Source organism: Micromonospora sp. U56, from assembly GCF_018070095.1.
GTDB classification, from domain to species: Bacteria; Actinomycetota; Actinomycetes; order Mycobacteriales; family Micromonosporaceae; genus Micromonospora; species Micromonospora purpureochromogenes.
The window spans coordinates 55,252-74,987 of the sequence record NZ_JAGPYL010000002.1 but is presented as its reverse complement, the minus strand read 5'-3'; the positions used below and the strand labels follow the sequence as shown (position 1 = coordinate 74,987).

The window sequence follows — 19,736 nt, the reverse complement described above, 5'->3', positions numbered from 1 at the left end:
TTCCGGCTCGGATAGCCACGCTTTCTCTGAAAGTGCGGCCAGGGAAGGCGCCGAGGAGGCGGCGAGGGGGCGGGGGTGGGGGTGTGGGGGCGCGAGGGTCAGCGGAGGGAGGCGCGGGCGGAGAAGGCGATGCTGGCGAGGAGGAAGCCGCCGTTGACGATCGTGAAGGCCACGATCACCCAGAAGGTGAGGGCCGGGGCGAGCATCAGGACGAGCGCGGCCACGAAGATCACCGCGCCGTAGTCGCGGACCAGCTTCAGCAGGCGTACCGGCAGCGAGGTCGAGGTGACCATGCTGGCGGCGTTCGGGCCGGCCTGCATCACCGAGGTCACCAGGTTGACCATCCAGGTGCCGGCGAAGACCGCGACCAGCCAGGTCGGCGTCTCCGGCCGCTGCGCCACGGCGGTCGCCGCCAGGGCGGCCACCAGCGCGATCTGGGCGGCCACGTCGCAGAGCACGTCCACCCGGGCGCCCGCCGCGCTGCCCTGCCCGGTCACCCGGGCCAGCTGACCGTCGGCGCAGTCCAGCGAGTACGCGACCTGCCAGCCGACCAGCGCGACCAGCCCGACCACCCAGGCCGGTACGTCGCCGGCGGCGACCCGGTCGGCGAGCGCCACCACGGCCACCGAGGTGGCCAGCCCGAGCACCAGGTTGGCGATGGTCAGCGCCGTCGGCCGCAGCCCCAGGCGCTGGGCGACCAGCGCGAAGACCGCGCCGAGCCACTGGCTGAGCGACTCGCTGAACAGGCCGCCGCCCCGGTTGACCCGGTGGAAGTCGGCAACGGTGGGACGGGGCTCAGCCACAGTGGTCGCGGATTGCACCGGCGTAGTCTGCCAGCCGCTCCCGCGTCTCGGTAGGTGACATCGCCAGGTGTTCGAGGATGGTGTACCGGTCCGGCCGGGTGCGAGGCGCGTACTGCACCGCCTCCACGAACTGCTCGTCGGTCAGTCCCAGGTCGGCGGGGCTGGTGGCGAGACCGTGCCGGTGCAGGCAGCGAGCGAGCTGCCCGAACCGCTCCGGATCGTCGCGGAGAAAGGTGCAGAACAGGGCGCCGAGGCCGACCTGCTCGCCGTGCGAACCGGTGCCGGGGTAGAGCCGGTCGATGGCGTGCGAGATCTCGTGGTCGCCGCCGCTAACCGGGCGGGTCGAGCCGCAGACGGAACTGGCGATCCCACCGAGGATCAGCGCCTCGGCCAGGGTGGTCAGGAACCCGTCGTCGGTGATCTTGCCTGGGTGGTTGATGAGCGCCTCGGCGCCGGTCCGGGCCAGGGTGACCGCGAGGCCGTCGATTGGCTCGCCACGGACCTCGTGGCCCAGTTCCCAGTCGGCGCAGGAGTTGAGGTTGCTGACCGCATCGCCGATGCCGGCCTGGGTCTGCCGGTCCGGGCCGCTCTCCACGAAGTCCAGGTCGACGATCACCGCGATTGGGATGTGCACCCCGTAGGAGCCCTTGCCGCCCTCGTGGTCGAGGGAGGCGGTGGGCGACGCGATGCCGTCGTTGGCCAGGCTGGTCGCCACGGTCACCATCGGGATGCCGAACCGGGTGGCGGCGTACTTGGTGGTGTCGATGGTCTTGCCACCGCCGATGCCCACGACGGCGTCGTATTGGCGGCGGCGCAGCCGGTCGCCGAGCTCGTTCGCCGCGTCGATGGTGCCACCGGCCACCGTAAACACGTCGGCGGAGCCGAGCAGAGGACGGCACAGCTCGACAATCTTCTCGCCCTGGCCGGGACCGACCACCACCGCGACATCGCCCCCGGCGGAGATCCGGCGGTCGGCCAGGAGCGGACCGAGGTCCGCGACGGCACCCCGCCGGACCTCGATCGTCAGCGGGGTGTTGACCGTCCGGGCTAGTAGCGGCACGCGATCTCCCGCGCCCGGGCCAGGTCGGCGTGGTTGTCGACCTCGACCCAGGAGACGTCCCCGATCGGCGCCGCGCGCACCTCGCCGCCCCGGTCGGCGAACTCCTGGTAGCCGTCCTCGTAGTAGAGGTTGGGGTCACGCCGCCAGGTCGCCTCCAGCGCGTCGGCGAGGGCGTCGGCCACCTGCGGCTCGATCAGCGTCGCGCCGATGTACTCCCCGTACGCCTCGCCCGGGTCCATGATCTTGGTGATCCGGGTGAGCTGGCCGGCGGCGTCGAAGGTGGTCTTCATCTCCTCCTCGGCCAGCGCCTTGATGTTGTCGATCGCCAGCAGGATGCCCGGCCCGCGCTCGGCGAGCAGGGTCTTCTCCACGCTCACCGGGTGCACGGTGTCGCCGTTGACCAGCAGCACGCCCCGGGCGAAGTGCTCCCGCGCCAGCCAGAGCGAGTACGCGTTGTTCCACTCCTCGGCCTTGTCGTTGTGCACGAGGGTGAGGCGGACGCCGTAGCGCTCCTCCAGCGCCGCCTGGCGCTGAACGACCGCGTCGGCGGCGTACCCGACCACGATCACGATCTCGGTGAGCCCGACCTCGGCGAGGTTGCGCAGCGCGATGTCCAGGATGGTGATCTCACCGTCCACCGGCACCAGCGCCTTGGGCAGGGTGTCGGTGTACGGGCGCAGTCGGCGCCCCGCACCGGCCGCGAGCACCATCCCGATCATGCGGGGTCCTCCCTCGTACGACTCCAGGTCACCGTGGAGGATAGCCCCGCGTGACGGTGGGGCTGCCGTCAACCGGGGCCAGAGAGGCTGTCAGCAACGTCGCCGCGGGGTTCCCGACACCCTCTCAGCCGGGCAGGGCGGCCAGGTCGGCCAGCACCGCGAGCCGCTCCTCGGCGGTGAGCGCCGCGTACGGGCCGGCCGCGCGGCGGTCGGTCTCCAGCTCGATCGCCCGTCGTTCCGGCCCCTCCGGCAGCTCGCTGATGCTCGACGCGGTGTGCCCGGCGGCGGTCCACGCGGCGGCGTGCGCGTCGGCCCGGTGGTAACGCAGCGTGCCGAGCCGGTTCAGCAGGAGCACCCCGGGCGGCGTGCCGTCCGGCTCGTACGGCGGGGCCATGGTGGCGAACGCGGGCGTCGACTCGGCGTCGGGCTCCCCGGCGAGCAGGAGCGCGTACGCCAGCAGCCGCCCGAACGCCTCGACCAGGCGCAGCACCCGGTCGTCGTGCCCGGCCCACAGCTCCTCGGTGACCTCGCCGTGCACCTGGTAGATCTCGGTGAGGAAGTCGGTACCGCGCTCGGTGGCGGCGAAGCCGCCGTCCGGCCGGCGGACGATCATCCCGTGCGCCACCTGTTTGTCCAGGGCGCGCTGGCAGGTGGCCGGATCCCGGTAGCGGGTGACGGCGGCGAAGCCCGCCCCGTCGACCGTGCCGCCCGGCGCGGCGAGCCGGGTGCGGAACTCGACCAGGAAGCCGGTGGCGGCCGGCCCGCCGTACCGCTGGCTCAGCTCGGCACCGCCGCCGTCGCGGCCGGCGAGCATGCCGGCGACGAAGGTCCGGTCGACCGCCGGGGCGACCAGCCCGGCGAACCGGTGCGGCGCCAGCTCGACGCCGGAGTTCACGAACGGGTCGACCGCGGCGCGGCGGCGCAGGCGTGCGGGCGGTCGTCCAGCGCGGTGACAGCGTTCTCGCCCGGTCCCGCCTGGCCGTCGGTGATGTCCCAGGCTTTGGGGTCGGTGATGTCCCAGGCTTTGGGAGAGAGGCTCCGCTCGGGAGGCCGGCGCCGGAGGAGGAGGCGGCCGTCGTGGTCGGCGGTCAGGGCGCCTGCGCAGCGAAGAGGGGCGGGGGCACGCGTCGACAGTAGCGAGCGGGCGTCGGTCGCGCCGATGCCCGGTCTTGTCCCGGTCTGCCACGTGGGCCCACCATGTGGGTACCGGGTGCCGCCGTCCCAAAGGGGTGATGCGTGATGCAGGTTCGGGAAGCTATGTCCAACCAGGTGCTCATGGTGGGTCCGGAGCACACGCTCCGGCAGGCCGCCCAGATGATGTCGGCCCGCCGGGTCGGCTCGGCAGTGGTGATCGACCCCGACTCCGAAGGGGTCGGGATCATGACCGAACGGGACGTGCTCAATGCGATCGGGGCCGGGCTGGACTGCGACGTGGAACGCACCAGGGCGCACGTGAGCTGGGACGTCGTCTACGCCGGTCCGGATTGGACGGTGGAGGAAGCGGCCGCGGCGATGGCCCGGGGCGGCTTCCGTCACCTGGTCGTGCTCGACGGCCGGGAGGTGGCCGGGGTGATCTCCGTGCGCGACCTCATGCGGGTCTGGTCGCAGCAGCGGCTCAGCGTGGGCTGAGTCCCGGCCGGGGGTCGTCCGCACCTGTCGCGGCGGCCCCTGACCGGCCCGAACGACCCGCTGACGAGAGTCCCGCTCACGTCCGCCGGTCGATCATCTGCCCGCATGTTGAACTTGGCGTGTATGCCGGTCGGACCGGCCGGGACAGGCCCTAGGCTCGTGCGCATGACCGCCGAGCAGCTGATCTCGTTCGCCCGTGGAGCTCCCTCGCTGGACATCGTCGATGTCGAGGGTCTCAAGGCAGCCGCCGTCCGTGCCTTCGACGCCGACCCCGCCGGAATCACGGCGTACGGCACCTCCGTCGGGTACCCACCCCTGCGGAAGTGGATCGCCGAGAAGCACGGCGTCGAGGCGGATCAGGTGCTGATCACCAACGGCTCGCTCCAGGCGGACGCGTTCCTCTTCGACCACCTGGTCCGCCGCGGTGACGCGGTGGTGGTGGAGCGTCCCACGTACGACCGGACGCTGCTCAACCTCCAGCGGATGGGCGGCGAGATCCACGGCGTCTCGATCCAGCCGGACGGCCTCGACACCGCCGAGCTGCGCAAGCTGCTGGAGTCCGGGGTGCGGCCCCGGCTGGCGCACGTCATCCCGAACTACCAGAACCCGGCCGGCGTGACGCTCTCCCTGGAGAAGCGCCGCGAGCTGCTCGACCTGGCCGTCGAGTACGAGTTCACGATCTTCGAGGACGACCCGTACGCCGACATCCGGTTCCGGGGTGAGGCGCTGCCGTCGATGCTCTCGCTGGACACCCGCAACGTGGTGGTGCACGCCTCCAGCTTCACCAAGACGGTCTGCCCGGGCGTCCGGGTCGGCTACCTGGTCGGGCCGGCGGACCTGATCGCCGACATCGCCAAGAAGGCGACCAGCCTCTACATCTCGCCCGGCATGGTCTCCGAGGCGATCGTGCACCAGTTCTGCGTCTCGGGGGACATCGAGCGGTCGATCGAGACCGTCTCGACCGCCCTCGGCGAGCGGGCCCGGGTGCTCGCCGAGTCGCTGCGCCGGCACCTCCCCGAGGCCAGCTTCGTCGAGCCGGACGGCGGCTACTTTCTCTGGGTGGAGTTCCCGGCGGACGTGGACGTGGCCCGGCTCGCCCCGGCCGCCGCCGAGCGGGGCGTCGCCGTGGTCAAGGGCAGCGACTTCATGGTCGACGGCGGGCAGCACGCGCTCCGGCTGGCCTTCTCCGCCGTCACGGCGGACCGGATCGACGAGGGTGTCCGCCGGCTGGCGGAGGCCGTGGCCGCCGTCCGGGGCTGAACATCTGTCGGGTTTCCGACAATCTGGCGATGCCGACCGGTCCGGGGCACCCCTCGGGCCGGCCGGCGGCTCACAATGCTGCGAGCGTCGCTCACCTGCCCGCGCGCGGCCGGGTCACCGGTCGCGCCGCGCGTACGCGCGACGCCGCCCAGCATCACCCCCGCCCCCAACGGCGCCGGGTGGGCCGCGTCGCCCCCTCACCCCCCTGAATGCGGCCCGGCCCACCCGGCGCCACCCCTTCGTGATCTTGCACGGGTGGCGGCGGAACCCGTCCGATCGGGCGTATCGGCAGCACACCCGCTTGATCACCGAAGCTGCCGGCGGGCCGGCCGGCGCGGGGCGGCGCGGCCGGCGGGGGCGTAGCCTGCAAGCCGCAGCAGCGTGGGGGAGGGGGACGCCATGACGGACCGGGTCCAGCGGGAGCGGTCAACGAACCAGCACGCCGGGCGGGTGCTCAGCCCCCGCGCCTGGACGGCGCCGGTCCGGGCGATGTCCCGCATCCTCAACGCCGACGGTTCCCCCCGCATCCCGGCCCCGGCCGGGCCCGGGCGCAGCGGCGTGGTCGACTGCGGCCTCTACGTCGACGGGGAACGCCAGCCCGGCCAGTGGCACTACGCCAACGCGCTGGAGGCGGCCCGCGGGGAGCGCAACGCCTTCGTCTGGCTCGGCCTGCACGAGCCGGAGCTGGCCGAGATGACCGCCATCGCGGAGACGTACGGCCTGCACGAGCTGGCGGTCGAGGACGCGGTCAAGGCCCAGCAGCGCCCCAAGCTGGAGCGCTTCGGCGAGGTCACCTTCCTGGTGCTGCGCACCGCCCGCTACTGCGAGCACGCGGAGCTGACCGAGAACTCCGAGGTGGTCGAGACCGGCCAGGTGATGCTCTTCATCGGGCCGAATTTCCTGATCAGCGTCCGGCACGGCGACGCCTGCCGGCTCGCCCCGGTCCGCGCCGACCTGGAGGCCAAGCGGGACCTGCTGCTGCACGGCCCGTGGGCGGTGGCGTACGCGGTCACCGACCGGGTGGTGGACCTCTACCTGGAGGTGGCCGACCAGCTGGAGGACGACCTGGACGTGCTGGAGGCCGACGTCTTCGACCGGCAGAGCAGCGGCCGGATCCAGCGGATCTACCAGATGAAGCGGGAGCTGGTGGAGTTCAAGCGGGCGGTGATGCCGTTGCAGCGGCCGCTGATGACCCTCACCGCGCAGGTCAACCGGGAGGTGCCGCAGGAGGTTCGGCGCTACTTCCGGGACGTGCAGGACCACCTCAGCCGCACCGTCGAGCAGGTCAACTCCTACGACGACCTGCTCAACTCCATCCTCCAGGCGCGACTGGCGCAGGTCACCGTCGACCAGAACAACGACATGCGCAAGATCGCCGCCTGGGCCGCCATCGCCGCGGTCTGGACCGCGTTCGCCGGGGTCTACGGGATGAACTTCGAGAACATGCCCGAGCTGAAGTGGACGTACGGCTATCCGGGCGTGCTGGCCCTGATGCTCGCCATCTCGCTGGCGCTGTACCGCTGGTTCCGCCGTAACGGCTGGCTCTGACCCGCACGCCGGCGATCCGCGCCGACGCCCGGTCCGGGCCGGCGGGCGCGCGACCGACCCCGGACACGCCGGCGGCGCGGGAGTCGCCTCCCGCGCCGCCGGCGATCCGCCTGGTCAGCGACGGCTGCCGGACTTCGCGCCGTTCTTGCCGAGCGCCTTGCTGAGGTCGTCCGCCGGCCGGCCGGAGACGTCCGTGGCGCCCTCGGCGACCGAGGGGACCTTGTCGTTGGCGTGGATCACCGGCTGGGTGCCGGGGGTGGTGGTCGAGGCGCTGTCGCCACCGGCCACCGGCGAGCTGCCCGCACCGGTGGGGCCACCGGCCGTGCCGGCGCCGCTGGACATCGTGGACGAGTCGGTCACCTTGCCTCCGTTCGCCGACGGGGTCTCGACGACCAGGGTGTCCACCTCGTCGCGGACGGTCTCCACGCCCTGCGTCGGGTCGTACTCCGCCCACTCCTGCTGCTCGCGGCGGCGGCGCATGGCCATCGCGCCGGCCACGCCGGCGACCGCGCCGGCGGCCAGCAGTCCGGTCATCATCGACCCGCTCTTCTTCTGCTTCTTCTTCGCGGCCTTCAGGTTCCTGGCCTTGGCCTTCCTGCTCATCGCCGGCTGCGTGGCGGCGGCCTTCCGGCCGGTGAGGGCCCTGCCCGCCGTCTGCGCCTGGGCGTTGCGGACCGCCAGGGCCAGCGGCGCGAGCGCCGCGACCGTCGACGCGAAACCGCTGGACGCCCGGTCCCGCGCGATGACGGCCCGCGGCCCGACCGTGGCGCCGGCACCCTTCGCCGCGTACGTGGCGGCCTGCCTCAGGTGACCGATGCCCTGGTTCAGCTCAGCCTTCGCGAGCTGTCCCTGGGTCTTGCGCCGCCCGATTCCAAACACGGTCCCACCTCCTGGGAGTTGTTCCTTCGTCATCCTCCACCTTCGGATGCCTCCGCACTGCCAGATCGGGCACATGGGAGGATCCGCATGGAACTGACCAACGAGTGAGGAGTACCCGTGGCCGAGGCTGTCTACGCCACCTTGCACACCAACGCTGGCTCGATCCGGCTGGAGCTCTTCCCCAACCACGCTCCGAAGACCGTCCGCAACTTCGTCGACCTGGCGGAGGGCAACAAGGAATACACCGACCCGCGCACGGGTCAGCCGGGCAGCGGGCCGTACTACGACGGCACCATCTCGCACCGGGTGATCAGCGGCTTCATGGTCCAGATGGGCGACCCGACCGGCACCGGCCGTGGTGGCCCGGGTTACAAGTTCGGCGACGAGTTCCACCCGGAGCTGCGCTTCGACCGGCCGTACCTGCTGGCGATGGCGAACGCCGGGCCGGGCACCAACGGCTCGCAGTTCTTCATCACGGTGTCGCAGACCCCGCACCTCAACAACCGGCACACGATCTTCGGCCAGGTCGCCGACGAGCAGTCGGCGAAGGTCGTGGACGCGATCGCGAACACCCCGACCGGCCCGAGCGACCGGCCGTTGCAGGACGTCGTGATCGAGCGGGTCGAGATCGAGCGCACCTCGGCCTGATCGCCCTGCCGAGGTACCTTTGCACGCATGACTGATCGCCCCGGGCCGGCCGGCGACGCCACCGGCGGGCCGGTGCCGACCACTCCGGTCTGCTACCGCCACTCCGACCGGGAGACGTACGTCCGCTGCACCCGCTGCGACCGGCCGATCTGTCCGGAGTGCATGCGGGAGGCCTCCGTCGGCCACCAGTGCCCGGAGTGCGTGAACGAGGGACGCCGCAGCGTGCGGCCGGCGCGCACCGCCTTCGGTGGCGGTGCCGCCGGCCGCCGCGGCCTCGTCACCCGCACCCTGATCGCGTTGAACGTGCTGGCCATGGTGCTGTCGATCCTCAGCGACCGGGGCGGCGACGCGATGGTCGGCGGCTCCGGCCTGGGCGGGCTGCTCGGCGGGGGCACGCCGTTGACCGAGTGGGGCGCGGTGCTGAGCTACGCCTCCTACGTCCCGTTCGGGGAGCCGCACGGCGTGGCGGCCGGCGAGTGGTACCGCCTGGTCACCGCGATGTTCCTGCACTACGGCCTGGTGCACCTGCTGCTGAACATGTGGGCGCTCTGGGTGCTCGGCCGGGACCTGGAGGCCCTGCTCGGGCCGCTGCGCTTCCTCGGGCTCTACCTGGTCGCCGGCCTCGGCGGCAACGTCGCGGCCTACCTGTTCAGCGAACCGAACGCGGCGTCGGCCGGCGCGTCCACCGCGATCTTCGGGCTCTTCGCCGCGGTCTTCGTGATCATGCGGCGGCTGGGCCGGGACACCTCGGCGATCGTGCCGGTCCTGGTGATCAACCTGATCTTCACCTTCACCGTGCCGAACATCTCCATCCCGGGCCACGTCGGCGGCCTGGTCACCGGCGCGGCGATGGGTTGGGTGCTGGCGTACGCGCCGCGCATGCGCCGGTCGGTCTTCCAGTCCGCCGGCACGGCGGTCATCCTGGTGGCGCTGCTCGGCCTGGTGATCGTCCGCACCGCGATGCTGACCGGCTGAGCCGCTGCCCGATGCTCATCGGCTGAGCCGCTGCTCAGTGGCGGGCGGCAGCCCGGACCGACCGGAGCGTCCCGGCCACCTCGTCGGGTGGGGCGCCCAGGTCGTACCGGCCGAAGAGGTGCAGCGACTCCCCGGCGTCGATCTCCAGGGTCTCGGTGGACAGCCCGAGCCGGGACCGCCGGTCCACCGTGATCGCCTCGACGGCCGGCCAGGGCAGGTGCCGCCGGCCGGCGTACCCGTGGATGACGGTGACCCCGGCCGGGTCGGCGGCGAGGCGGACCGGGGCGAGCAGGTCGCGCAGCGCCCAGCCGACCAGGCCGGCGGCGACCGCGACGGTCAGCGCGGCCTGGACCCGGTCACCGTCGGAGAGCAGCAGGCCGAGCGCGACCAGCAGCACCGCGCCGACCAGCTTCACCACCGGCAGGGCCGGCGGCACCCGCCACTGGTGGGATGGGGACGATGGAGGCTGCACGGGTCCAGCATGCCAGCCGGACGCGGCCACTGTCGGGGGCGGACGACACCGGCTCCCGGAGGACGTAGTATCGACGGCAGCCAGGTTACCGGGGAGTAGATATGAGTGACGCAGTCATTGTCGGCGCGGTACGCACCCCGGTGGGGCGGCGCAAGGGCAGCCTGTCCGCCGTGCATCCGGTCGACCTCTCGGCGCACGTGCTGCGCGCGCTCGCCGAGCGCACCGGCATCGAGCCCGGCCAGGTCGACGACGTGGTCTGGGGCTGCGTGTCCCAGGTCGGCGAGCAGTCCTGGAACATCGCCCGCAACGGCGTGCTCGCCGCCGGCTGGCCCGAGTCGGTCCCCGGCACCACCGTGGACCGGCAGTGCGGGTCCAGCCAGCAGGCGCTGCACTTCGCCGCCGCGGCGGTCGCCTCCGGCCAGGCCGACCTGGTGGTCGCCGGTGGCGTCGAGTCGATGACCCGGGTGCCGATGGGCTCCAGCGTCGCCGGCGGAATGCCCTTCAGCGACCAGCTCCGCGACCGCTACCGGGGCGTCGAGGGCTTCGCCGCCGACGAGCCGCTGCCGTTCAACCAGGGCGTGGGCGCCGAGCTGATCGCCGCGCGCTGGCGCTTCTCCCGTACCCAGCTCGACGAGTTCGCGCTGGCAAGCCACGAGAAGGCGGCCGCCGCGCAGGACGCCGGCGCGTTCGACCCCGAGCTGGCCCCGGTGGCGCTCGCCGACGGCGGCAAGTTCGCCGCCGACGAGGGCATCCGCCGGGACACCTCGCTGGAGAAGCTCGGCGAGCTGAAGACCCCGTTCCGCGGCGACGGCGTGGTCACCGCCGGGTCCGCGTCGCAGATCTCCGACGGCGCGGCCGCGCTCGCCGTCACCACCAGCGAGTGGGCCAGCCGGCACGGCCTGCGACCGCTGGCCCGCATCCACACCGCCGTGGTCGCCGCCGACGACCCGGTCACCATGCTCACCGCGCCGATCCCGGCCACCGCGAAGGCGCTGCGCCGCGCGGGGCTGGGCATCGAGGAGATCGGGGTGTACGAGGTGAACGAGGCGTTCGCCCCGGTGCCGCTGGCCTGGCTGGCCGAGACCGAGGCGGACCCGGACCGGCTCAACCCGCGCGGTGGCGCGATCGCCCTCGGTCACCCGCTCGGCGCCAGCGGCGCCCGGATCATGACCACCATGCTCCAGCACATGCGCGACAACGGCATCCGGTACGGCCTGCAGACCATGTGCGAGGGCGGCGGCATGGCCAACGCCACCATCGTCGAGCTGCTCTGACGGCCCCGGCCACGACGGGCCGTCGCCGGGGCGGGCGGAATACGCGTGACTCCGCCACCGGCGACGGCCTAGATTTCGCGGCGTGACCGAGACCTCGACGCCGCGGACCGACTGGGCCGACCCGCACTGGCAGGCGACCGCCCTGGAGTGGGTGGCCGACCGGCTCGACCGCAGCGGTCGCCGGGTGACCGGCTCGGTCGAACCCCGGGTACGGCCCTGGTCGCTGGTCTGGCGGGTGCCCACCGACAGCGGGGACGTCTGGTTCAAGGCCAACAACCCGGGCACCCGGCACGAGGCGGGGCTCCTGGCCGAGCTGGCCCGGCTCACCCCGGACCGGGTGCTCCACCCGATCGCCGTGGACACCGGGCGCGGCTGGTCCCTGCTGCCCGACGGAGGCCCGAGCCTGCGGGACACGCTCGCCGCCGAGCCGGACCGGTCCCGCTGGGAGCGGCTGCTGCCCGGGTACGCGGCGCTCCAGCTCACCGTCGCGCCGCACGCGCAGCGGCTGCTCGCCCTCGGGGTGCCCGACCACCGGCCGGCGGGGCTGCCGGAACGGTTCGAGGTGCTGCTGGACGACGAAAAGGCGCTGCTGCTCGGCGCGGAGAACGGGATGGACCCGGAACTGCACCAGCGGCTGCGGGCGTACCGGGGGGAGTTCGAGGCGCTCTGCGGGCGGCTGGCGGACTTCGGGGTGCCGGCGAGCATCCAGCACGACGACCTGCACGACGGCAACGTCTTCGTCGCCGCCGACGGGTACCGCTTCTTCGACTGGGGGGACGCCTCCGTCGCCCACCCCTTCGGCACGCTGCTGGTGACGCTGCGCTCCGTGGCGTACGCCGGCGAACTGTCCGCCGACGACCCGGCGCTGCTGCGGCTGCGGGACGCGTACCTGGAGGCGTGGACCGACCGGTACGACCGGGCGGCGCTGCGCGAGGCCACCGAGCTGGCGATGCGGGTGACCACGGTCAGCCGGGCGCTGTCCTGGCAGCGCGCCCTGGTCACCTCCGACCCGGCCCGCGCCGAGTACGCCGAGGCGGTGCCCGGCTGGCTCGGTGAGCTCTTCGCCCCGCTGCCGGTCTGACCGTCCGCTGCCCGGCGTGCGGGACACATGCCGCGGCAGGCTCCGGAATGGACGCTGACGGGGTGGACAGCACGCCGTGGGCCAGGCAGGATTCCCCCCGGTCGGTGTTGAGCGCGTGTCCACGCCCGCTCCGCCGTCCGACGACCTTCACCAGAACGGGGAATCCGTGACGATCACCTCCACTCCGTCGGCTCTGCGTCGGGCCGCCCGTCGAGTGCTCACCGCCGCCGTGGCCGGGATGCTTCTCGCGACCGCGGCGGTCGCCGTACCGAGCGAGCCGGCGCAGGCCGCCGGCTACACCGGACCGCACCCGGGCACCTTCACCGGGCTGGGCTTCGACGCCTGCACCGCGCCGTCGGACGCCCAGATGTCCGCCTGGCTGCAGTCGCCGTACCGGGCGGTCGGCGTCTACATCGGCGGGGTCAACCGGGGCTGCACCCAGCCCAACCTGACCCGGGAGTGGGTGGCGAGCCAGCAGGCGAAGGGCTGGCGGCTCTTCCCGCTCTACGTCGGCCTCCAGGCGCCCTGCACGACCTACCTGCGGCGGATCGACCCGGCGCAGGCGGCGGCCCAGGGTCGGGCGGCGGCCGACGACGCGGCGACGAACGCCCGCAACCTCGGCATCGTCCTGCAGAGCACCATCATCCTGGACATCGAGTACTACAACGCGGGCGACGCCGCCTGCTCGGCCGCGGTGCTCTCGTTCAGCAGCGCGTGGAGCGCCCGCCTGCACGACCACGGCTACCTCTCCGGTCTCTACACCAGCAGCGGCGGGGGCGGTCTCCAGGACCACGTGGCCGCCTACGGGAAGCCGGGCCACGTGTCTCCCGACCTGCTGGACTTCGCCAACTGGGACGGCGTGAAGACGGTGTCCCACCCCACCATCCCGGCGACGTACTGGGTGAAGCGGCGGATGAAGCAGTACCAGGGCGACCACGACGAGACGTGGGGCGGCGTCACGATCAACATCGACAGCAACTACCTCGACCTGGAGCTGCCACCGACGCGGTACCGGTCCGGTGTGGTGACGCCGACCCGCTGACCCGAGCCCGTCCGGCGTCCACTCCGTCCATCCGACGACGGAGTGGACGCCGGCGGGGTGGACAGCCCCCGACCGGGCAGGACCCCCGGTCGGTGTTGAGCGCGTGTCCACGCCCGCTCCGCCGTCCGACGACCCTCACCAGAACGGGGAACCCGTGACGACCACCTCCGCTCCGTCGAGTCTGCGGCGGGCCGCCCACCGGCTGCTGACCGCCGCCGTGGCCGGGATGCTCCTCGCCACCGCCGGGGTCGCCGCCGCCGACCGCCCGGCTCGGGCCGCCGGCTACACCGGGCCGCACCCGGGCAATTTCACGGGGCTGGGCTTCGACACCTGCGCCGCGCCCTCCGGCGCCCAGATGACGGCCTGGCTCCAGTCGCCGTACCGGGCGATCGGGATCTACATCGGCGGGGTGAACCGGGGCTGCGCGCAGGCGAACCTCACCAAGGAGTGGGTGGCCGACCAGCAGGCCAAGGGCTGGCGGTTCTTCCCGCTCTACGTCGGCCTCCAGGCGCCGTGCTCGACGTACCAGCGGCGGATCGACCCGGCGCAGGCGGCGGCGCAGGGGCGGGCGGCGGCCGACGACGCGGTGACCAAGGCCCGGGCCCTCGGCCTCCCGGTGCAGAGCACGATCATCCTGGACATGGAGCGCTACCCCTCGGGCGACGCCACCTGCTCGACCGCGGTTCTGACGTTCACCAGCGCGTGGACCGCCCGGCTGCACGATCACGGCTACCTGTCCGGCCTCTACACCAACACCCGGTCCGCCGGTCTCCAGGACCACGTCGGCGCCTACGCCCAGCCCGGTCACATCCGACCCGACGTGCTGGACTTCGCCAACTGGGACGGCGTGCAGACGACGTCGGACCCGGCCATCCCGGCGAACCACTGGGTGCCGAAGCGGCGGATGAAGCAGTACCAGGGCGACCACCACGAGACCTGGGGCGGTGTCCGGCTCAACATCGACAGCAACTACCTCGACCTCGAGGTGCCGATGACCCGGTACCGGTCGGCGACGGTGACGCCGACCCGGCCCAGTTCCCGCGCCGCCGGGTTCGGTCCGTTCCGCATGACCCGCTGACCCGCTGACCCGCTGACCCGAGCCGTTCTCGCGTCTGTCCCTCCCTTGACGGACAGGCGGTGCGACAGGGGGTCGTGGAACTTCCAAAAGTCGGCAGTGACCCACATCACCCCAGGTCACGGCTCGTTGGGCAGGTCATGGACGTCTTCTCCCGAACGTTCCTCCCGGCCGCCGCCGAGACCGGCCTGGCGGTCCAGACCGTGAGCCGGCACATGCCGATCTTCCGGCAGTGCGTGGGCTCCGGCGACGCCACCATCCTGCTCGCCCGGTGCGGTCGCCCCGACCGGCCGGTGGCCGGCGAATACCTCCTCCTGCTCACCCACCGCCGGATGGTGGTCACCCAGCAGACCCGGGTGCTGCACCGGCTCCGCCTGCACCTCAACACCGAGCTGCGCGAGCTGAGCAACGTCACCTGGAGCCCGGACCCGCGCTCGCAGTCGGTCGACCTGGCCGCCACCGCGATCGACGGCGTCCGCGAGCGGTTCGTCATCCACACCCAGCACCCGAAGCAGGTGTGGCAGCTCGACACGCTGCTCAACCACGCGTTCCGTACCCGGCTGCGCACGCCGAAGGAGCGGGTCGTCGCCACCATCGGCGAGGCGCCCGCCACCGCCGGTGGTCCGGCGCTGCGGCCCGTACCGGCCCGCTGACCGCATCCTTACCTGACCCGAACACAGCCGTACGTCGCCGGTGACCGCCGGTCGGTCATCATGGGCCGGTGACCGTCGACGCCCCGCAGCGCGGACTCGTCCTCGTGGTGGAGGACGAGCCGGCCATCGCCGACCTGGTCCGGCTCTACCTGGTCCGGGACGGCTTCGGCGTGCACCTGGAACGGGACGGCACGGCCGGCCTGGCCGCCGCCCGCCGGTTGCGCCCGGTGGCCTGCGTACTCGACATCACGCTGCCCGGCCTGGCCGGCACGGAGATCTGCCGCCGGCTGCGCGAGGCCGGCGACTGGACGCCGGTCATCTTCCTCACCGCCCGCGACGACGAGGTCGACCGGATCGTGGGGCTGGAACTCGGCGCGGACGACTACGTCACCAAGCCGTTCAGTCCCCGGGAACTCGTCGCCCGGGTCCGCGCGGTGCTGCGCCGCACGGCCGGCGCGCCCGAGGGGCTGGAGCGTGCCCGGACGGTCGGCGCGGTCACCCTCGACCCGGCCCGCCGCACGGTCACCGCCGGCGGCGCCCCGGTCCAGCTCACCTCCACCGAGTTCGACCTGCTCGCCCACCTGATGGCCCGACCGGGCCGGGTCTTCACCCGGGAGGAACTGCTGGCCGGGGTCTGGGGGTACGCGGCGCACGCCGGCACCCGCACCGTCGACGTGCACGTGGCGCAGGTTCGGGCCAAGCTCGGCGCGGCCAGTGTGATCCGCACCCACCGCGGCGTCGGGTACGCGGCCGATGGCTGACCCCGGCCGACCGCGCCCCGACCGGCCGCACGAGCCCACCGTAGCGCTGCCGGTGCTCGGGCCCCGGCCCGCCCCTGCGCCCCGGCGTCGCCGGATCACCGACACCCTCACCACCCGCGCGGTCCTGGTCACCTGCGCGGTGGCGCTGGTCTCCGTGCTGGTCACCGCCCTGGTCGCGGTCCCCCTCGCGGTACGCGGCGCGGAGCGCCGCGACCAGGCGGCGCTCGCCGCGCAGGCCCGCCTCGCCGCCGACGTGCTGCGGGTACGCCCGGTGCGGCAGCGGGACGCCGCCGGGGACCGGCTGATCCGCCAGCTCCGCCAGCAGGAGATCGAGGTGTACGTCGTGCGGGCCGGCACGGTCGACCGCCCCGGGCTGCCCCGGCAGGTGGTGAACCGGATCTCCGCCGGCAAGGACGTCTCCGGTCGCCGGCTGGTCGACGGCCGGCGCGCCCTGGTGGAGGGGCGGGCCCTGCCCGACGGGGACGGCGTGGTGCTGACCCGCGCCACGACCAGCGGCCCCTGGCGGGGAGTGCTGCGCAGTCTCTGGCTGCCGCTGCTCGCCGGGCTCGCCGCCGGGGTCGCCGCCGGACTGCTCCTCGCCCGCCGGCTGGCCCGGCCGATCCGGCACGCCGCCGACGCCGCCGCCCGGCTGCGCGCCGGCGACCGGGCGGTACGCGTACCGGTGGAGCCGCCGGACGAGGTCGCCGACCTGGCGTACGCCCTGAACGGGCTGGCCGCCGCGCTGGCCACCAGCGAGGGACGGCAACGGGAGTTCCTGCTCTCCGTCTCGCACGAGCTGCGCACCCCGTTGACCGCGATCCGGGGCTGGGCCGAGGCGCTGGCCGACGGGGTGATCGGCGCGGACGAGGCGCCCGGCACCGGGCGGACCATGCTCGCCGAGGCGGAGCACCTGGACCGGCTGGTCAGCGACCTGCTGGCGCTGGCCCGGCTGGAGGCGGCGGACTTCCCGCTGGAACCGGTCCCGGTCGATCTCACCCGGCTGGCCGCCGACGCCGAGCGCACCTGGTCGGACCGGTGCGCGGCGGTCGGCGTGCCGTTCCGCCTGGAGGCGCCGGACACGCCGGTGCCCGCGTACACCGATCCGGGACGGATCCGGCAGGTGGTGGACGGACTGCTGGAGAACGCGCTGCGGGTCGTACCTCCGGGGGCGCCGGTGGTGCTCGCGGTCCGGCCGGCGGGCGCGGACCCGGCGGCCGGCGGGGTGATGGAGGTCCGCGACGGCGGGCCCGGCTTCACGGACGACGACCTGGCGGTGGCCTTCGAGCGCGGGGCGCTGCACCAGCGCTACCGGGGGGTGCGCAAGGTGGGCAGCGGACTCGGGCTGGCGCTCGCCGCCGGCCTGGTCCGCCGGCTGGGCGGCGAGATCGTCGCCGGGCACGCCGTCGAGGGCGGGGCGGCGTTCACCGTCCGGCTGCCCGCCCATCCTTACCTGACCCGAACATCGGCCTGACGCGGCGCCCATCGGGCCGCGCGACGCTGAGAGCACCACGGACGAGAGGGAGTGTCATGGCACGTCAGGGATTCGCCGTCGCCACCACGTCGCTGCTCGCGGCGGTCGCGCTGGGCCTCACCGGCTGCGGCCCGGCCCAGGTCGCCGACGGTACGGCGCAGCAGGCCGCGGTCGACGTCGCCGCGGCGATGGGCGTGGAGGGACAGGCGCTCGCCGCCATGGGCTTCGACCCGACCGAGCTGGAGCTGGTGGCCGCTCCCGCGCCGTCGGCCTCCGGATCGGCCGAGGCGGAGGCCGGCCCGAAGGGCAAGCGCGGTGAGCGGGCCGAGGAGTGGCGCAAGCGCCGCCAGGCCCGGGTGCTGCTGCGGAAGAACACCCTGCACGGCGAGGCCGTCGTGCAGACCAGGGACGGCGGCACGAAGACGGTCGTGGTGCAGCGCGGCGAGGTCACCGCGGTCGACGGTGACTCGGTGACCGTCAAGTCCACCGACGGCTTCACCCTGACCTGGACGTTCGGCGACAAGCTCCGGGTGATCGAGCGGCGTACGACGATCCAGTCGAGCGACGTCAAGGTCGGCACGAGGATCGGGGTCGCCGGCGCCAAGGACGGCGACGCCACCGTCGCCCGCCTGATCGTGGTGCCGTTCAAGCAGCAGTAGTTCGGGCAGCCCCGCCGACGGAGCCGGCGCGGACCACCGCGCCGGCTCCGCGCGGTCAGTAGACCCGGGACCCGATGAAGTCGTCGTGCCCGTAGCCGACGGGGTTGGCGAACGACCGGGACTCGAAGGACCACTGCTGCCGGCTGCTGGTGGAGCAGCCGGCCAGCCGCAGCCGCGGGGTGCCCAGCCACGGGTTGTCGAACGCCACGCAGAGGTTGGTCGCGCCGGCCGGCTTGAGCTGGTTGGCGGCGAAGACGAACTTCTGGTTGGCACCGCCGTGGCAGTCATGGATGTTGACCGCGGTGCCGGCGGTCAGCGAGCCGCCCGCCACGTCCAGGCAGCGGTCGTGCGACAGCTCCGAGTGCAGCGACCGGCGGCCCGGGTCGTACCAGAAGCCCTGGTTACGGCCACCGTGGCAGCCGTACGACTGCTGGACGGTGCCATTGCGCGAGTCGTACCCCCGGCCGTCCACACAGGTGCCGGTGGCGGCGTTGCGCAGTTGCTTGAACTCCAGCAGCCCGGGCTGGAGCAGGCCGTTGCCGGTGCTGGCCGGGTCGACGCAGGTCGCCCGCTGGAGGCCTGCGTTCCAGAACTGGGTGATGCACTGGGCGAACATGCCGTGCCCGCGGATGTTGGGGTGGAACGACTGCCGGGCGGCGTTCTCGTCCCAGATCCCCACCTCGATGTAGAGGCCGCGGACCGAGGTGTTGTCGGTGCAGACCTCGTGGCCGTGGAAGAGCCGGCTGGCGTCGAGGTAGCGGGTGCCGGTGTTGGTGGCGGCCGCCCGCAGCGCCGACTCGAACAGCGGCACCGCCTTGTTCCGTGCGAACGCGGCGTCGGCCAGGTAGAGCAGGCAGCCGCCCGCGTACCAGCCGGGGAAGTTCGGGTTGTCCTCCACGTCCGGGCTGCCCGGGCTCGGGTACGACATCAGCACCAGCTCGTAGTCCGACCCCAGGTAGCCGGCGTCGGTCATGGTCCGCCGGATGTCGGTGAGCGCGTCCTCGACGGCCCGCCGGCTGCCGTCGGTGCGGATGGTCCACTGGTCGGTGTAGGTCGGGTAGCAGGGGCCCTGGAAGAAGACCCGGCGGATGGTGCAGTCGGTGGCCACCGGACCGAACTGGATGGTGCCGTCGCCGTTCGCGCCGACCACCACCCAGATCAACCTGATGTGCGTGTTGCGCGCCTTGATGGCCAGGTAGTCACCCTGGTTGAGCTCGTTGTGCTGGGTGGGCCCGCCCCGGATCAGGTTCCACGGGGTGGCGCCGGAGCAGGCGATGTTGTACTTCTCGTCGGCGGCTATGCCGGTGCGGAACACCGCCTGGTCGTACGAGCGGTCGCACCAGTTGCCGTTCTGGTGGGTGCCGGGCACGTAGTTGCCCACACCCTCGCCGGAGATCTCGCTGTCGCCCATGGTGACCAGGGCGGTGCGGCGCTGCTCGAGCGGGCGGATCGCCGGTGCGCCGTAGAGCGCGGTGGCCTCGGCGGCGCGGATCGCTTCGAGGTTCGTCGGGAGTGGCTGGACGGTCGGGCGGTCGGCGGCGGCTGCGGGGGAGGCCGGCCCGAGGAGCAGGGGCAGGACGAGCGCGGCGGCGGAGACGACGGTCAGTGCCCGTCGGATCCCCGGTGCGCGCCTGGTGGGGGTGCCAAGCATCGACGCACTCCTTTCGGCTCGATCGTGGGATGTCGATCGAGTTACCGGACGGTAACGCGGGCGATGCACGGATGTG

At 73.3% G+C, this 19,736-nt stretch carries 20 protein-coding genes; 13 read left to right on the top strand and 7 right to left on the bottom strand.

Features of this window, described 5'->3' with window-relative positions:
* Positions 1 to 98: 98 nt before the first annotated feature.
* The 4 genes from KBX37_RS01575 to KBX37_RS01560 all read right to left on the bottom strand — a co-directional run bounded on the left by KBX37_RS01575 (position 99) and on the right by KBX37_RS01560 (position 3,477).
* Positions 99 to 821, bottom strand: a complete 723-nt coding sequence (locus tag KBX37_RS01575; protein WP_210773832.1) for a CDP-alcohol phosphatidyltransferase family protein — start codon at positions 819 to 821, stop codon at positions 99 to 101.
* The gene (locus KBX37_RS01570; RefSeq protein ID WP_210773831.1) at positions 796 to 1,863 is read right to left on the bottom strand and encodes an iron-containing alcohol dehydrogenase family protein; all 1,068 of its coding nucleotides are present in this window, start codon (positions 1,861 to 1,863) and stop codon (positions 796 to 798) included. The genes KBX37_RS01575 and KBX37_RS01570 overlap by 26 nt, the downstream gene beginning before the upstream one ends.
* On the bottom strand, positions 1,851 to 2,582 hold the full coding sequence (locus KBX37_RS01565) for a sugar phosphate nucleotidyltransferase (protein ID WP_210773830.1): 732 nt from the start codon (positions 2,580 to 2,582) through the stop codon (positions 1,851 to 1,853). The genes KBX37_RS01570 and KBX37_RS01565 overlap by 13 nt, the downstream gene beginning before the upstream one ends.
* A 124-nt stretch (positions 2,583 to 2,706) precedes the next feature.
* Complete coding sequence (locus KBX37_RS01560) at positions 2,707 to 3,477, bottom strand: hypothetical protein (RefSeq protein WP_210773827.1); 771 nt, start codon at positions 3,475 to 3,477, stop codon at positions 2,707 to 2,709.
* 344 nt (positions 3,478 to 3,821) lie between these two features.
* Between KBX37_RS01560 and KBX37_RS01555 the strand changes: the two genes are divergently transcribed.
* The 3 genes from KBX37_RS01555 (at position 3,822) to corA (ending at position 7,019) form a co-directional block, all read left to right on the top strand.
* On the top strand, positions 3,822 to 4,211 hold the full coding sequence (locus KBX37_RS01555; protein ID WP_210773826.1) for a cyclic nucleotide-binding/CBS domain-containing protein: 390 nt from the start codon (positions 3,822 to 3,824) through the stop codon (positions 4,209 to 4,211).
* 165 nt (positions 4,212 to 4,376) lie between these two features.
* A complete protein-coding gene (locus KBX37_RS01550; protein WP_210773821.1) occupies positions 4,377 to 5,471 on the top strand; it encodes a PLP-dependent aminotransferase family protein in 1,095 nt (364 codons plus the stop codon).
* Positions 5,472 to 5,870: 399 nt separating this feature from the next.
* Positions 5,871 to 7,019 carry a magnesium/cobalt transporter CorA gene (corA, locus tag KBX37_RS01545; RefSeq protein ID WP_210773820.1) on the top strand — a complete coding sequence of 383 codons (1,149 nt, stop codon included), beginning with the start codon at positions 5,871 to 5,873 and terminating at the stop codon, positions 7,017 to 7,019.
* 114 nt (positions 7,020 to 7,133) lie between these two features.
* Here the strand turns inward: corA and KBX37_RS01540 are convergent, their stop codons facing one another.
* The gene (locus KBX37_RS01540) at positions 7,134 to 7,931 is read right to left on the bottom strand and encodes a hypothetical protein (RefSeq protein WP_210773819.1); all 798 of its coding nucleotides are present in this window, start codon (positions 7,929 to 7,931) and stop codon (positions 7,134 to 7,136) included.
* Positions 7,932 to 8,015: 84 nt separating this feature from the next.
* On the opposite strand from KBX37_RS01540, the gene KBX37_RS01535 reads away from it, so the two are divergent.
* Complete coding sequence (locus tag KBX37_RS01535) at positions 8,016 to 8,546, top strand: peptidylprolyl isomerase (protein ID WP_210773818.1); 531 nt, start codon at positions 8,016 to 8,018, stop codon at positions 8,544 to 8,546.
* A gap of 27 nt (positions 8,547 to 8,573) precedes the next feature.
* Complete coding sequence (locus KBX37_RS01530; protein WP_210773817.1) at positions 8,574 to 9,521, top strand: rhomboid family intramembrane serine protease; 948 nt, start codon at positions 8,574 to 8,576, stop codon at positions 9,519 to 9,521.
* Between the two features lie 34 nt (positions 9,522 to 9,555).
* Here KBX37_RS01530 and KBX37_RS01525 read toward each other — a convergent pair whose 3' ends face one another.
* On the bottom strand, positions 9,556 to 9,993 hold the full coding sequence (locus KBX37_RS01525) for a PH domain-containing protein (RefSeq protein WP_210773816.1): 438 nt from the start codon (positions 9,991 to 9,993) through the stop codon (positions 9,556 to 9,558).
* Positions 9,994 to 10,094: 101 nt separating this feature from the next.
* Between KBX37_RS01525 and KBX37_RS01520 the strand changes: the two genes are divergently transcribed.
* The 8 genes from KBX37_RS01520 (at position 10,095) to KBX37_RS01485 (ending at position 18,009) form a co-directional block, all read left to right on the top strand.
* Entirely contained in the window at positions 10,095 to 11,267 is a 1,173-nt protein-coding gene (locus KBX37_RS01520) for an acetyl-CoA C-acyltransferase (protein ID WP_210773815.1), read from the top strand.
* A gap of 82 nt (positions 11,268 to 11,349) precedes the next feature.
* A complete protein-coding gene (locus KBX37_RS01515; RefSeq protein ID WP_210773814.1) occupies positions 11,350 to 12,348 on the top strand; it encodes a phosphotransferase family protein in 999 nt (332 codons plus the stop codon).
* Between the two features lie 166 nt (positions 12,349 to 12,514).
* Positions 12,515 to 13,390, top strand: a complete 876-nt coding sequence (locus KBX37_RS01510; RefSeq protein WP_210773813.1) for a DUF1906 domain-containing protein — start codon at positions 12,515 to 12,517, stop codon at positions 13,388 to 13,390.
* A 154-nt stretch (positions 13,391 to 13,544) separates the two neighbouring features.
* Positions 13,545 to 14,468, top strand: a complete 924-nt coding sequence (locus KBX37_RS01505; RefSeq protein WP_210773812.1) for a DUF1906 domain-containing protein — start codon at positions 13,545 to 13,547, stop codon at positions 14,466 to 14,468.
* Positions 14,469 to 14,605: 137 nt separating this feature from the next.
* Complete coding sequence (locus tag KBX37_RS01500) at positions 14,606 to 15,118, top strand: hypothetical protein (protein ID WP_210773811.1); 513 nt, start codon at positions 14,606 to 14,608, stop codon at positions 15,116 to 15,118.
* Positions 15,119 to 15,186: 68 nt separating this feature from the next.
* Positions 15,187 to 15,879: a response regulator transcription factor gene (locus KBX37_RS01495; protein ID WP_210773810.1), complete on the top strand. Its 693-nt coding sequence runs from the start codon at positions 15,187 to 15,189 to the stop codon at positions 15,877 to 15,879.
* Positions 15,872 to 17,350 (top strand): HAMP domain-containing sensor histidine kinase, encoded by a 1,479-nt coding sequence (locus tag KBX37_RS01490; RefSeq protein ID WP_210773809.1) that lies wholly within the window; start codon positions 15,872 to 15,874, stop codon positions 17,348 to 17,350. Before KBX37_RS01495 ends, KBX37_RS01490 begins: the two co-directional genes overlap by 8 nt.
* A gap of 56 nt (positions 17,351 to 17,406) precedes the next feature.
* Positions 17,407 to 18,009, top strand: a complete 603-nt coding sequence (locus KBX37_RS01485; protein WP_210773808.1) for a hypothetical protein — start codon at positions 17,407 to 17,409, stop codon at positions 18,007 to 18,009.
* 55 nt (positions 18,010 to 18,064) lie between these two features.
* On the opposite strand, the gene KBX37_RS01480 is transcribed toward KBX37_RS01485, so the two are convergent.
* Complete coding sequence (locus KBX37_RS01480) at positions 18,065 to 19,660, bottom strand: ricin-type beta-trefoil lectin domain protein (RefSeq protein WP_210773807.1); 1,596 nt, start codon at positions 19,658 to 19,660, stop codon at positions 18,065 to 18,067.
* Positions 19,661 to 19,736: the final 76 nt, after the last annotated feature.

What these genes read in the sequence shown, in the direction of transcription:
- KBX37_RS01480 (WP_210773807.1), bottom strand. Translation starts at nt 19,660, where the DNA reads ATGCTTGGCACCCCCACCAGGCGCGCACCGGGGATCCGACGGGCACTG.
- KBX37_RS01540 (WP_210773819.1), bottom strand. Translation starts at nt 7,931, where the DNA reads ATGACGAAGGAACAACTCCCAGGAGGTGGGACCGTGTTTGGAATCGGG.
- KBX37_RS01520 (WP_210773815.1), top strand. Translation starts at nt 10,095, where the DNA reads ATGAGTGACGCAGTCATTGTCGGCGCGGTACGCACCCCGGTGGGGCGG.
- KBX37_RS01500 (WP_210773811.1), top strand. Translation starts at nt 14,606, where the DNA reads ATGGACGTCTTCTCCCGAACGTTCCTCCCGGCCGCCGCCGAGACCGGC.
- corA (WP_210773820.1), top strand. Translation starts at nt 5,871, where the DNA reads ATGACGGACCGGGTCCAGCGGGAGCGGTCAACGAACCAGCACGCCGGG.
- KBX37_RS01565 (WP_210773830.1), bottom strand. Translation starts at nt 2,582, where the DNA reads ATGATCGGGATGGTGCTCGCGGCCGGTGCGGGGCGCCGACTGCGCCCG.
- KBX37_RS01530 (WP_210773817.1), top strand. Translation starts at nt 8,574, where the DNA reads ATGACTGATCGCCCCGGGCCGGCCGGCGACGCCACCGGCGGGCCGGTG.
- KBX37_RS01550 (WP_210773821.1), top strand. Translation starts at nt 4,377, where the DNA reads ATGACCGCCGAGCAGCTGATCTCGTTCGCCCGTGGAGCTCCCTCGCTG.
- KBX37_RS01490 (WP_210773809.1), top strand. Translation starts at nt 15,872, where the DNA reads ATGGCTGACCCCGGCCGACCGCGCCCCGACCGGCCGCACGAGCCCACC.
- KBX37_RS01555 (WP_210773826.1), top strand. Translation starts at nt 3,822, where the DNA reads ATGCAGGTTCGGGAAGCTATGTCCAACCAGGTGCTCATGGTGGGTCCG.
- KBX37_RS01485 (WP_210773808.1), top strand. Translation starts at nt 17,407, where the DNA reads ATGGCACGTCAGGGATTCGCCGTCGCCACCACGTCGCTGCTCGCGGCG.